Below are 13,148 nucleotides of genomic sequence, written 5' to 3' on the forward strand. Positions count from 1 at the left end.
CTTTGTTAATCTATTTCTCTTCCCAGGGCAGCTTCCCAGAGCATGTACCACTCTTCATGGGTCAGTTCTATGGTTAAAGCTTCCTGTGCTGCCTTGATGCGTTCAATCTTCGATGTGCCCAAAACAGGTATGATTCCAGCTGGGTGTTTTCGTAACCAAGCATATAGAATTTGATCTGTTGCTGCATCATATTTTTTGGCCAGTGTTGCCAAAGTGCTTTGAATGGCCTTGATCTTGGTGTCTGAACTTTCTTTAAATAATAGACCGCCTCCCAATGGTGACCAGGCGGATGGAATTATCTTTAGTTTTTGGCATTGATCTAAAGTTCCATCTTCAAATGCGTTGCGATGTAAAAGAGATATTTCTACCTGATTTGTAACTAAGGGCGTCAGTGAATTCAACACATCGAATTGGGATGGAGAAAAGTTTGAAACTCCAAACTCCAAAACCTTTCCTTCTTTTTTTAATTTGGAAAAGACGTCCGCTATTTCATACGGGTCAAACAGGTAATCGGGCCTATGCAACAAAAGCACGTCTAAATAATCCGTTTGAAGACTTGCGAGGGATTTTTCCACAGATGCTTCAATATGCTTTGCCGTTAGATCATAAGATTTTATTTGATGTTCTGGACGATTCTCTGAAATCAACTTTATACCGCATTTGGTGGTAATGCGCATTTTTTGTCTTAAATCTTTTCTTGATTTCAGCACATTGCCAAAGTCATCTTCGGTAGTATAATGGCCATAAATATCGGCATGGTCAAAATCTATAAGATTCAAATCAAGACACCCTTCAATAAAATTTTCATATTCCGATGTGGAAAGGTTGCTTCCCCAAGTACCCAATCGCATGGTACCTATTACATATGGTGAAATACTGTCTTTTGTCAGTTTCATAGTCATTAAATGATGGGTGTTACTAGTCAAATTTAAATAAATATATGATAAATGTAAACGTTTACATTATAAAAATTAATAATATTGCATCTTTGTATATATTTAATTTGATTTTACTGCTCAGATGATTACAATTATCTCAGGATCCAATAGAAAAAACAATAAAACATTGCATTTTGCCAGGTACGCCTATGAGAAGCTTAGCAAGGAAACCAATGAGGAAGTAAAGTTTTTGGATTTATCAGAACTGGAGGGGAATGTTGTTTATGAAAACATGTACAAGGACTCCGATCAGCCAAAAATGATCCAGCATATACAGGACACCTATTTTATACCTTCCACAAAGTTTTGGTTTTTTATACCAGAGTACAATGGCAGCTATCCCGGAATTGTAAAGTTGCTGTTGGATGCCATGTCCATAAGGGAATACAAACCAAGTTTTGATAATAAAAAAGCGTGTATTACGGGTATTGCATCTGGAAGAGCTGGAAATTTAAGGGGAATGGACCATTTGGCGGAAGTTTTGAACCATTTAGGAATTCATGTACATCCAAATAAAAACCCAATATCATCCATTTTTAAATTATTGAATGCGGAGGACAATTCACTTTCTGCCGATGGTGAAGAAACTATTCAAAAACAGGTTGTACAGATTTTAAAGTTCTAAACTTTAGTGCTTAACGAGGACTCGCGCACTATGAGTCTAGGGGACAATACCTTTGTTTTCGGCCCACTTTTACTATTCTTTAAGGTATTGAGCAAAAGAGTTGCTGTCAATTCGCCCATTTGGGAACATTCCTGATCTACAGTGCTGATTTTAGGTTGTGTGAGACCGCTAAAATTGGCATTCCCGAACCCAATCAACTTTACTTTGCCTGGAATGTCAATATGTAGTTCCTTCAAAAGGTTTAAAACATGAAGACCCATTTCATCGCCATAGGCAAAAATGCCATCTATTTTTGGATTGGTTTCAAATGTTTTTTTGAGAATTTCCCTATCCATTTCTATTGATGAAGTAAGCTCAACAATAGTATACTCAATGCTATTCTTATTCAAAATAGCATCTAAAAATCCTTTTTGGCGTTCACCAAAAATTGAAACTTTGGAGTCTCCTGAAATATGGAGAAGGTTCTTGCAATTTTCATTTAACAAGTGCTCAGTGGCCATATAACCACCTTTGTAGTCATTGAGGGTAACAGAGTTAATGTTTTTAAGGTCAGGAACTCGGTCAAAAAATACTACCGGAACATTACTCTTTATAATTTTTTGAATTGACGAAAAATCGGTTGTTTCCTTGGAGATGGATATTAGTATGCCATCCACTTGGAGCTTTAAAAAGGAATTTAAGGCTTCATTCTCCTTTTCTTGGGATTCATGTGACTGAGAGATAATGATATTATACCCAGAATCGCTTACAATTTGCTCAATACCATTTATAATTCCGCTAAAGAAATAGTTGTTCACTTCTGGGACTACAACACCAATGATTTTGCTTTTTCCACTTCGTAAGGAGGCTGCCATGATATTGGGTTGATAGTCAATTGATGCAGCGGCCTTCATCACTTTTGCCCTGGTTTTCGGAGAAACCAAAGAACTATTGTTGAACACTCTGGATACGGTTGCCAGGGATAAGCCCGTAATTTTGGAAATTTCTTTTATTCCAGCCATAATCAACTATAAAAGTAGCTCCGAATATTGATTAAAAATTAGATATAATTTAAAACATAAAGTAAGGATACAACACCCAACACTATCCAGGTAAAAATACCAACAATTAAAATATTGAAACCAAGTTTTTTTAACTGTGAAATATTTATCTGCAAACCAATAAGGAAAAGTGTAAAAATCAATGCCTTTCTGGCACCCCAAACAATATGAGGGCTAAAAATTTCTGCTGATGGCAGGTATGAATTTATAAGCATTGCCCCAATAAATCCAAAAATAAACCAGGGAAAGGCAAACTTTTCCTTGGAATTGGAGCCAAAGGAAATAATCAATACCAAAGGGATAATCCAAAGGGTTCTGACCAGTTTGGTTGTTGTGGCCACATTTAGGGCTTCATTTCCAAAAGCTTCAGCGGCACCAACTACTGAACTGGTATCATGTATGGCGATGGCACTCCAGGTCCCGAATTGCAGTTGGGTTAGGTCGAAGTATTTCCCGATGTATGGAAAAATAAACAAGGCAATGGCATTTAATAAAAAAACAATTGCCAGTGATATTGAAGTTTGTGAGGAATTTGCCTTTAAGCTCGGACTCACAGCAGCAATGGCACTACCTCCGCAGATTGCTGTTCCCGATGCTACCAAAATGGTGGTAATTCTTTCAGATTTTAAAACTTTCCCAATGGCAAATGCTATGATAAAAGTGCAAACAATGGTTACAAGAGTGATGAAAAAACTGTTTGAACCAACTTCGATGGCTTCTTGCATGTGAATTCCAAAACCAAGCCCAACGACTGATAATTGCAGTAGAATCTTTTGAAAGTTTGTACTCTTTTGAATTAAATTTTGGTCCGCGATCCTAAATATTCCACAGATCATACCAATGGCAAGTGCAAGTGCTGGGGAAATATACCCAAATAAGGTGCCAATGAGCACTAACGCACCTAATATGTATGTAGCTGTTTTTGAAAGCATTCTAATTGAACGCTAAACTACAAATAAAAATGTAAACGTTTACATTTTTATTTTAATGCCAAGACCTATCTGCTATATTTATAAATCTTTGGTTTTTCATTATTTATTGCCACAAACAAGTATTCCTGTCCGTTCCGATCCTTAAAAGGGAGCAAGTGCTTAATTTCGCCCCTTACATAAAAACCGGACTCTTGGTAAGGTAACCATTCAAATTTCCCACCTTCCTTTGCCATTAAAACGCTACCATAGCTGGCATCCAATCTACTGTACTGTGGTTTAAAGTTGTATTTATTACCACCAAGGATGATGTCGAGTTTTCCATCACCATCAATATCTGTGCAATTAATATCACAAACGCAAGAGAACTGTGTTTCTTTGGGCAATGGTTTTAGCTCAAAATTTCCATTACCATCATTCAATGCAATCATACTTTTCACAGTATTGACTTCTTTTACAATAGAATTTTCCAACACTTTTGAATCCAAAAGCTCATCTATACTTTTGGTGGCATAGTCCGAAAATTTAAGGTTTTGCTTTTTAAGGGAAACCAGCTGATTGGTAAGTTCTCTTTTCATTGCAACGGGTACGTTCCTATTTTCAATATGCTTTGTAACAATTTGTTCAATGGTTCCGTTATTGTCAAAATCATTGATGAACATTTTTGATGGAGCTTCTTTGGAAGCTTTGTACGCAAAATTACTTCCTTGGTTGCCGAAAATTAAATCAATATCCCCATCATTATCCAAGTCTTTTGGGTAGACAGTGTTCCACCAACCATATAAACTGTCCAACGAACTGGCTTTGGGACTTAATCTTCTACCATTATTTTTAAAGATTTGGGGAGCGCCCCAATCACTTGTCAATACAAGGTCTTTTTTTGAATCCCCATCAATATCAGCCCAGGTAGCATCAGTAACCATCCCTGCATTTTTTAAATGGAACGCCTTGTTTTCAGTCACATCCGAAAAACTTCCATCACCATTATTTTGCAAAAAAAGATGCTCAGGATTTACACCATAAATTCCGGGTACGCTTCTGCTACCTATGAATAAATCATCATCGCCATCATCATCAAAATCGTGAGGCACAATTACAGAAACATTGGTGTTTAAGCTTATTAGGGCATTTGGACTTTTTGTAAAATTCCCTTTCCCGTCATTTAAATAAATGCGATTGGAATAATTAGGGGAGTCATTGGGGATGTTTCCTCCAGATCCAACAACCAAGTCCATGTCCCCATCTCCATCAATATCCAAAAATGCGGATGCGGTATCTTCAAAAAATCGGTCCGCCCTAAAAGCATCTTGAGTATAAGCTGATTTTAGTTCACCTTTTCCTTTATGAAAATAAATTTTGGCGGCTTCACCCTTGGAGCCTCCAACATATACATCCTCGTTGCCATCATTATCAATATCAGCAATGGAAACCGTAGGTCCTTCTTGGGATAACATTGTTGAAATCAAACCTTCATAATCAAAATCTATGTGTTTATTTTCTTGATGTGAGGGCATGTTAGACTTTATCTCACTTAAAAAAGGAATTGGAGTTTCCTCAATCACTTGATAGATTTCATTTGCATCTGACTGTTTTAGGGTTAATGCTGTATTTGCTGCAATACCCTTAAGTATTTGGGTTTTATCATCGGGCCAGATTACCCGTAGTGAATCAATTTTTGTTGTTTGTCCCAGTCCGATGGTCATTCCATACTCAACTGAAGATTGAAACCCTCTTGAAGGGATTAATTCATGTCTTATAATTCCTTCATCAACAAATAGCTCAACAATACTTCCGATTGCGAAAGTGTTTGGCGCTATTCCCTCCAATGATATTTTCAGGTAGTTATTGTTGTTCTTTTCAGCATTGTTTTTGTATACAAAAAGTTCTTGGTTTACATTGTTTACCACAATGTCTAAATCTCCGTCATTATCTAGATCACCATAAGCGGCCCCATTTGAAAAACTTGGTATACTTAGCCCCCAATCCTGTGCAGTATTGGAAAATGTGAGGTTTTTATTGTTTTGAAACGCGTAGTTGGAAACTGGGGTAGAAGGCATTGCATTTATAATGACATCTTTCTGTTCTTTGGTGCCTTTAACCGCAGTTTGTTGTCTGGCAACATCCTCAAAAAAGTCAATAAAATCCTGATTGGTCAAATCGTGATAAATTCCATTGCAGACATAAATGTCGCGGTATCCATCATTATCCATATCAAATAATAGCGCTCCCCAACTCCAATCTGTTCCAGAAACCCCACTATAGTTGGCAACTTCTGAAAAAGAATTTCCCGTATTCAATTGCAGAGTGTTCTGCATGTATTGGTAATAGTAATCATTTTGGAGTTTACGTTGATGGGTATCGAAGGTTTCAAAGGTGGTGGTGTTTTTAAGCCTTTCATCCTCCTCGGGAAGCATGTCCGTTACAAAAACATCTGATTTTCCATCATTATTGATATCGGCCATATCTGCACCCATTGAAAATAAGCTCAGATGATTGGCCCAATCCTTTATGCTTTCCGTAAAAGTTCCATCTTGATTATTGATGTAGAGGTAATCGTGTTCAAAAAAATCGTTGGACACATAAATATCAGGATACAGGTCATTGTTTATATCGCCAACAGTAACACCAAGACCAAAACCAACAAGACTTCCGTAAATGTTTGCCTCTTCGCTTACATTTTTAAAAATTCCATTATCATTTCTAAAAAGTTTATCCCCTCCTCCTTTTATTTCATCAATTACGTTCCAATCTTCCGCACGTAGATCTCTTTTATTTTCATATCCAAGGCTTGCAACCGGGATAAAACTATTGTTGAGCATATATACGTCAAGATCTCCGTCTTTATCATAATCAAAAAAAGCTGCGTGGGTGGTAAACCCGCTATCGGCCAAGTTGTAGTCCTGAGCTTTTTCCGTAAAGCTTAAGTCACCATTATTAATAAAAAGCTCATTTTTTTGGTCGTCTCCTTTAATGTTTCCTGCATTACACACATAGATATCAAGAAGCCCATCGGCATTAATATCAACCAAAACAACACCGGTGGACCATGCTTTTGTTCCGCTAACACCCGCCGAATTGGTGATATCTTCAAAGGTAAAATCTCCTTTATTTAGAAATAGCTTATTTTTTTTGCGGTTGGCTGTTAAGTAAATATCGGGTAGACCATCATTATTTATATCACCTATTGCCACTCCGCCGCCATTATAAAAATTGCGATATAGAAAAATGTTGAAGTCTTCCTCGTTTTCTATTTCATTTACAAACGATATACCAGTTTGTGTGCTATCTAAAGAGGTAAAAAGAGTTTCGTCTGAAAGATTTGTTTCAGTTCTTTTGTTTTTTGAACAGGAAACAGAAGTTAGAATGATGAAGAATAGAAAATAATGTAAAAATCTATTGGGCATCTGATTTAGAATAAGTTTGATTGATTTCGATAAGAGTAGATTGTATTCCAAACAAAAAAGCACTTCAAGTTAGGAAAACAAACTTATAATTAGGAATAGAATAGTTATAAAAATTGGATTAAGTAAAAAAGAGGGCACTTAGTGCCCTCTTTTACTTTGATAAACTTAAACTTTAATCTTAGTAACCAGGATTCTGTACCAAATTTGGGTTGGTTGCAATTGCAGAGCCTGGGATAGGGTATAAATCCCTGAAGTCTTCGACTACAGTTTTCATTTCCCATGTTGCAGTTGTATATAGTCCAAATCTTCTAAGGACATCTCTTCTGCCTCCAATTACACCTTCACCATTTAATTCTCTTGCAAGAACATCTGGCATATCATCTAGGGTTAGTGAGCCTAATGCAGCGGCACCAGCTCTCGCCCTAATGGCATTTACCTCTTCCAATGGAGTGAGTGTAGCACCTGTTCCGCCTCTTAATCCAGCTTCAGCTCTCATCAATGCAGCGTCTGTAAACCTCGCAAAAACATAATCTCTAAAACCATCTCCAGGAAGTCCTCCACTGGCACTTCTTACAGGATATTTTACGATACGGATACCATTACGCTCATTGTTTACTTCCAAAGACGTTAAAAGCTCATCTTCATATACAAGGGGGTTTCCTTGTCTGTCTTCAAGAGGTGTACCACTGGGATCAATTTGTTGCCCTCGGACATACCCTGTGGTAAGACCAATTACATTTTCACCAGATTCACCTACACGTGCATCAACTGCTGGATCATTTGTCCCATGCAACCTGAAAGTTTCCGTCATGGTAACAAAACCGTTCCAACCGCCTTGGTTGGGATGTGTCATATTATAAAGTCTAGTTCTGGCATCTCCATCCAACATCATAATCACTTCTTGATTTGTATTGTTGGCCATATCCCAAATATCGAAATAACTCTCATCACCATCAGGATCGTCAGCACCAAGACCATCAAGTTGGAAACCTAATGCCTCAATTGCATTTACATCAGAAATTACCTGATTCATATCACCAGCAGTTCCAGTAAGGATTTCGGCATTGAGGTTTAGCCTAGCTCTCATAAAATGTGCCATTGCTTGACCAACATCTGTTAAAGCACCTCCACTTGAATCGTCTCTCAACGGAGCATCTGGACCATGAGTGGATAAGTTTCCACTTGAGATTGCTGCATCCAAATCAGACTTGGCCAAAGCAAATGCTTCAGAAGGTGTAAGAACTGTAGGATCTACTGTAGAATCATCATCTACTCCTCTAAAAGGAACTTGTCCGAAATAATCCAAAACTGAAAAAACATGAAAGGCTCTGATAACTTGAGCTTGTGCTGTTTCACTTGCACTAGGATTAGATCTGCTGTCCAATAACTGAGTCGCTAATAAGATAGCCGCGTTATGTTTATTCCATGATTGAAGAACATAAAGGTGATTGGGGTCCCAAGTGTGTGCATGCAATACTCTCCACACACCATTGTCACTCCAGTCAGCACCCCTAGTAAGAACAGCAATATTATCTGCAGCTACCTCAGAAAGAGCGTAATCATCGGTTTGGGTTTGAGCATTGTTTATTCCCAAACCATTACTTGCACCACTACTGTACAAAGCATCTAGTGTAGCTGAGCTACTTGCAACTCCATTAAATTCCCCAGATGAGGTTTCAATGGACACGGAATCTGAAAAAGTGGGTTCCAAGTCCGTACATGCTTGTCCTAGCAATAGGGCTGTTGCCGCCCCAATATACTGGACAAATCGATTTTTAAAAGTTTCTTTTCTCATTGTTATTTTTTTTATTTAAAAGCTTGCATTGAAGCCAAAAGATATTGTTGTTGGTCTAGGATAAGCCGTTAAATCTATACCTAATGAAGGAACATTATTTAAGGTTCTAGGAGTTGAGACTTCAGGGTCTTGACCACTATAGTCAGTTATTACAAACAAGTTTTGAGCGTTTGCGAAAATCCTTAAGCTGCTAAAAATGCTGTTTTCAGACAAATCAAAATTATGTCCTATAGTAACATTCTGTAATCTTAAGAATGACCCATCTTCCAAGAACCTAGATGATACTTCTGCAGGATTGAATGGGTTCTCCACGCCAACAAATGGTAATGTGGATGCGAATACGTTCCTACCTTGTGAAAGGTTCCCTATAGTTGAAAATGCATTTCGGTCATTGCTGTAAATGGATTGTCCGAACAAACCATTAAAGAACAAGCTCATATCCCAATTTTTGTAATTGAAGTTTTGAGTTATACCTAAAGTAACATCGGGCAAAGCACTTTCCCCAATAAAGGATTGTACAGCATTATTTGCAAAAATGTTGTTACCATCAGCATCCAATCCTTGCCAGTCTCTTACATAGAAACTAAATAAAGGTTGGTCATTTGACAATTGCTGTGCAAAAGCACCAGTTAATCCAGGACCGTTAATAGCACCTGCCTGAATATCCGGACCGCTATAATTTTTTAACATGTTGTCATTATAGCCGATGTTGAAGTTGAAATTCCAACTGAAATCTTCAGTTTCTACAACTGCTGCATTTAAACTTAATTCTACACCTTTGTTTACAATGTCACCATCAACGTTTTGGAAAAAGAAAGGTTGATCTGCGGGTTGAGCACTCTGTATTTGTAACAAGAAGTCGGTAGTTGTTCTGTTATAATACTCCAATGAACCTGAAATTTTATTGTCTAGAATAGCAAAATCAACACCAACATTTATTTGTTCGTTTTCTTCCCACTTTAAATCATCATTTTGAAAAGCGACAATTCCCGTAGTTGCAGGATTTCCAGCAGCATTAACAGTGCCAAAACGTTCTCTTTGCGTGTATTGGTTAGAACCTAAACCTTCTTGGTTACCGGTAACACCGTAAGCCGCTCTAAATTTAAACCTGTCAAAAACGTCAGGGAACCAATCTTCTTCAGACAATTCCCAAGAAGCACCTAAAGCACCAAAGGTTCCATACTTGTTATTTACACCAAAACGAGATGAACCATCAATTCTTATGGTACCTGAAAAGTTAAACTTACCATTTAGAGAATAGTTACTTCTGAAGAAGAAAGATTGTAACTCATCCGTCTCACCAGTAGTGTTTGCTGCAAAGTCTTGTGCTCGGGCAATATTGTTTACCATTAGAAATAAATCTGTGGTTTCAAAATTGGCACCTTCTATAAAGATTGTCTCTCTGGTAAATTCTTGATAAGAATGTCCTAAAGTCATGTTCAAAACATCATCTCCAATATCCTTATTATAGGTAAAGTAAGATTCCCAAGTAGTGTTGGTCAAATCAAATTCGTTTAATTGAACTCTACCAATATTTTCTGTAGGACCAGATTTAAATAATCTTGATTGCGCACTATTACCTGAAGATGTTGATTTGTCCAAACCAATTGTCGTCTTGAAACTTAGGTTGTCTGTAAAATTATATTGCGCACCAACACTAATAAGCGCTCTTAATGTACTTGAAGTACTACGTGTTAATTCTAACAATGCCAGAGGATTTCTTCTCTCTGCCGATGGTTGATAGAAACCGCCAAGGCCACCTGCATTTATGTCATCCTCAAAAAGAGATTGATCTGGTGCAAAACCATATGCTGCAGATAATAAATCTCCACGAGCATTAGGATTATCACTTATTGGTGTTCTTTGTGATTCAATATTAGAAATTGTAGCTTGTGTATCAAGTTTTAACTTTCCGTCAAAGAAACGTTGTGAGGCGTTTATTCTAGCCGTTAACCTGTCAAAAGTACTATCCTCGACCTCACCTTCTTGGTCTTGATAACCGAATGATATTCTGTAATTTCCATTTTCATTCCCTCCACCATAAGAAAGATTGTAATTCTGTGTGAAAGACGTGCGGAAAATGGTCTCATAAGTATCTGTGTTTGCGCCACTATCAACAAATGATCCACCTGATATAGTGTTTTGAGCACTTAAAAACTGATCTCTACTCAAAAGATCAATACGATTTCCAATCCAACCAACAGACATGGTTGAAGAGAATTCCAATACCCCTTTACCTGATTTTCCACTCTTCGTAGTAATCAATACAACACCATTCGCTCCACGAGAACCATAGATAGCGGTAGCTGATGCATCTTTTAGGATATCAATACTTGCAATATCATTAGGGTTTAAGAAACTCAATGGGTCTAACGAAGAACCCTGGCCAATATCGGAGTCTCCTCCTCCATTGTTATCAGTAGAACTTCCACCTTGAGTTCCAGGAGAGGTAGTTGAACCGCTCAATGGAACACCATCAACAACATACAATGGGTTGTTATTAGAACGTACTGAAGCTGTACCCCTAATCCTAACATTTACTGCAGAACCAGGTTCACCATTTGTAGCAGAAATCTGTACACCAGCTGTTTTACCCTGGATTAATTGCTGCGGGTTTACAATAACACCCTTGTTAAATTCTTCAGATTTGACACTTTCTACAGCACCAACAGTTGTTCTTCGGGATTGTGTTCCATAACCTACAACAACAACTTCATCCAACTCATTGGCATCTTCTTGTAAAACAACGTCAATAGTTGTTTGTCCACTTACAGAAATCTCCTGAGTGGAGAAACCAATGTAACTAAAGGTGATAACTGCATCGGCGGCAACATCATTTAAAGTGTAGTTACCATCAAAATCAGTCTGCGTACCGTTTGTTGTTCCTTTGACAACAACACTAGCTCCCGGTAGAGGACCGTTAGCGTCCGAAACAGTACCAGATACTGTTTGAGCTTCTGCTAGACTTAAGCACATAAATGCACCTAAAAGCAAAAAGCTTTTTAGTAGCGTAATCTTCATAAATAATTAATTTTAAGTTTAGTTAATTTTAATTCAAGTGTTAAACATATATAAAAAAAATGTTAATCTAAATTTACGGAGAACTCAATGTTCTACGAAAACGGTTTCGTGTTAATAACTTTGAAATTGTGAAAGGTTTATGGATTTATAAGTGATAATTTATTTAAATCTCAATTTAAGGATATAAATTAAGAGAAATCCATAATTATTTGCTAAGATACTATTTTTATTTTTTAGCATGTTTTTGGTTTCTATTATGGGTTTTTTATAAGCTTTGTAATTGTATTTGTTAAAAAGATTTATTTAATGAAGCTTGCTTATCTTAATTGAGTAATTTCAAAAATGTTTATGATCTAATAATCTCAATGATTTTGAAAACAAAGATTACATTAAAGGATATTGCCCGAGAACTTGAAGTTTCAATTTCTACTGTTTCAAAAGCACTTAAAAATAGTGAGGAGATAAGTAGAGATACGAAAGAAAAAATTCAAGCTTTTGCCAAATTATATAATTACAAGCCCAACAATATTGCAATAAGTCTTAAAAATAAAAGGACTAAAAATATTGGGGTTGTAATTCCTGATATTGTACATCATTTTTTCACAACAGTAATTCGTGGTATTGAAAAATATGCAAATGCCAAAGGATACAATGTAATTGTCTGTCTTTCTGAAGAATCTTTTGATAAGGAAGTAATCAATATGGAAATGTTGGCAAATGGCAGTATCGATGGTTTCATTATGTCTTTATCATCAGAAACCCAAGCTAAAAACGATTATAACCATCTTAAAGAAGTTACGGAGCAGGGAATACCTTTAGTATTATTTGATCGTGTTACCAATGAAGTTGATTGCGACAAAGTTATCATTGACGATGAATTGGGAGGCTATATGGCAACAAAAAAGCTTATCGATGAAGGAAGAAAGAAGATTGCCTTAATTACGACTGATGATTACCTAAGTGTAAGCAAGGCAAGAGCCGAAGGTTACCGAAAAGCTCTTTTAGAGAGCAACTTAAGCCTTGATGAGTCGAAGATACTTAAGCTTTCCACAATGGAAGTAGATGAAAAAAGCATTCGACACTTCTTCAATAATCAGGAGGTTGATGCAGTACTCTGTGTAAATGAGGTGTTTACCGTTTTTAGTATGCGCTTGCTTCAAGAAAAAGGTTTAAATATCCCCAAAGACGTATCATTTATCGGTTTTACTAACGGACTTCTTTCCGAATTTGCAAACCCCAGACTTACCGTTGTTGCCCAACACGGAGAAAAAATGGGCGAAATTTCCGCACAAATGTTGATTGAAAAAGTGGAAAGCGAGAATGAAGAAGAAACATTTCAAACCAAAATTTTAGAACCTACTTTGGTGGTAAGAGATTCCACAATTAATTAAGTTTG

The 13,148-nt window shown here is 37.0% G+C and carries 8 protein-coding genes; 2 read left to right on the forward strand and 6 right to left on the reverse strand.

What is annotated here, in order from left to right:
- Positions 1–5: 5 nt before the first annotated feature.
- Positions 6–896 carry an aldo/keto reductase gene (locus AAY42_RS14690; protein WP_175288774.1) on the reverse strand — a complete coding sequence of 297 codons (891 nt, stop codon included), beginning with the start codon at positions 894–896 and terminating at the stop codon, positions 6–8.
- A gap of 124 nt (positions 897–1,020) precedes the next feature.
- Here AAY42_RS14690 and AAY42_RS14695 point away from each other — a divergent pair, with 124 nt between their 5' ends.
- Entirely contained in the window at positions 1,021–1,563 is a 543-nt protein-coding gene (locus AAY42_RS14695; RefSeq protein WP_055396557.1) for an NADPH-dependent FMN reductase, read from the forward strand.
- On the opposite strand, the gene AAY42_RS14700 is transcribed toward AAY42_RS14695, so the two are convergent.
- The 5 genes from AAY42_RS14700 to AAY42_RS14720 form a co-directional block, all read right to left on the reverse strand.
- Positions 1,560–2,564 carry a LacI family DNA-binding transcriptional regulator gene (locus AAY42_RS14700; protein WP_055396559.1) on the reverse strand — a complete coding sequence of 335 codons (1,005 nt, stop codon included), beginning with the start codon at positions 2,562–2,564 and terminating at the stop codon, positions 1,560–1,562. The genes AAY42_RS14695 and AAY42_RS14700 overlap by 4 nt on opposite strands.
- Before the next feature lie 38 nt (positions 2,565–2,602).
- The gene (locus tag AAY42_RS14705) at positions 2,603–3,535 is read right to left on the reverse strand and encodes a YeiH family protein (protein ID WP_055396562.1); all 933 of its coding nucleotides are present in this window, start codon (positions 3,533–3,535) and stop codon (positions 2,603–2,605) included.
- A 65-nt stretch (positions 3,536–3,600) separates the two neighbouring features.
- On the reverse strand, positions 3,601–6,936 hold the full coding sequence (locus AAY42_RS14710) for a VCBS repeat-containing protein (protein WP_055396564.1): 3,336 nt from the start codon (positions 6,934–6,936) through the stop codon (positions 3,601–3,603).
- 178 nt (positions 6,937–7,114) lie between these two features.
- Positions 7,115–8,731, reverse strand: coding sequence for a RagB/SusD family nutrient uptake outer membrane protein (locus AAY42_RS14715; protein WP_055396566.1), 1,617 nt, complete (start codon positions 8,729–8,731; stop codon positions 7,115–7,117).
- Positions 8,732–8,746: 15 nt separating this feature from the next.
- A complete protein-coding gene (locus AAY42_RS14720; RefSeq protein WP_082433458.1) occupies positions 8,747–11,752 on the reverse strand; it encodes a SusC/RagA family TonB-linked outer membrane protein in 3,006 nt (1,001 codons plus the stop codon).
- Positions 11,753–12,123: 371 nt separating this feature from the next.
- Between AAY42_RS14720 and AAY42_RS14725 the strand changes: the two genes are divergently transcribed.
- Positions 12,124–13,143 (forward strand): LacI family DNA-binding transcriptional regulator, encoded by a 1,020-nt coding sequence (locus tag AAY42_RS14725; protein ID WP_055397959.1) that lies wholly within the window; start codon positions 12,124–12,126, stop codon positions 13,141–13,143.
- Positions 13,144–13,148 lie beyond the last annotated feature (5 nt).

The sequence above is a fragment of the Flagellimonas eckloniae genome, assembly GCF_001413955.1.
GTDB lineage: Bacteria > Bacteroidota > Bacteroidia > Flavobacteriales > Flavobacteriaceae > Flagellimonas > Flagellimonas eckloniae.

Bases quoted from the DNA above. Each gene is read 5' to 3' on its own strand.
- AAY42_RS14690 (WP_175288774.1), bottom strand. From the start codon at position 896: ATGAAACTGACAAAAGACAGTATTTCACCATATGTAATAGGTACCATG.
- AAY42_RS14695 (WP_055396557.1), top strand. From the start codon at position 1,021: ATGATTACAATTATCTCAGGATCCAATAGAAAAAACAATAAAACATTG.
- AAY42_RS14700 (WP_055396559.1), bottom strand. From the start codon at position 2,564: ATGGCTGGAATAAAAGAAATTTCCAAAATTACGGGCTTATCCCTGGCA.
- AAY42_RS14705 (WP_055396562.1), bottom strand. From the start codon at position 3,535: ATGCTTTCAAAAACAGCTACATACATATTAGGTGCGTTAGTGCTCATT.
- AAY42_RS14710 (WP_055396564.1), bottom strand. From the start codon at position 6,936: ATGCCCAATAGATTTTTACATTATTTTCTATTCTTCATCATTCTAACT.
- AAY42_RS14715 (WP_055396566.1), bottom strand. From the start codon at position 8,731: ATGAGAAAAGAAACTTTTAAAAATCGATTTGTCCAGTATATTGGGGCG.
- AAY42_RS14720 (WP_082433458.1), bottom strand. From the start codon at position 11,752: ATGAAGATTACGCTACTAAAAAGCTTTTTGCTTTTAGGTGCATTTATG.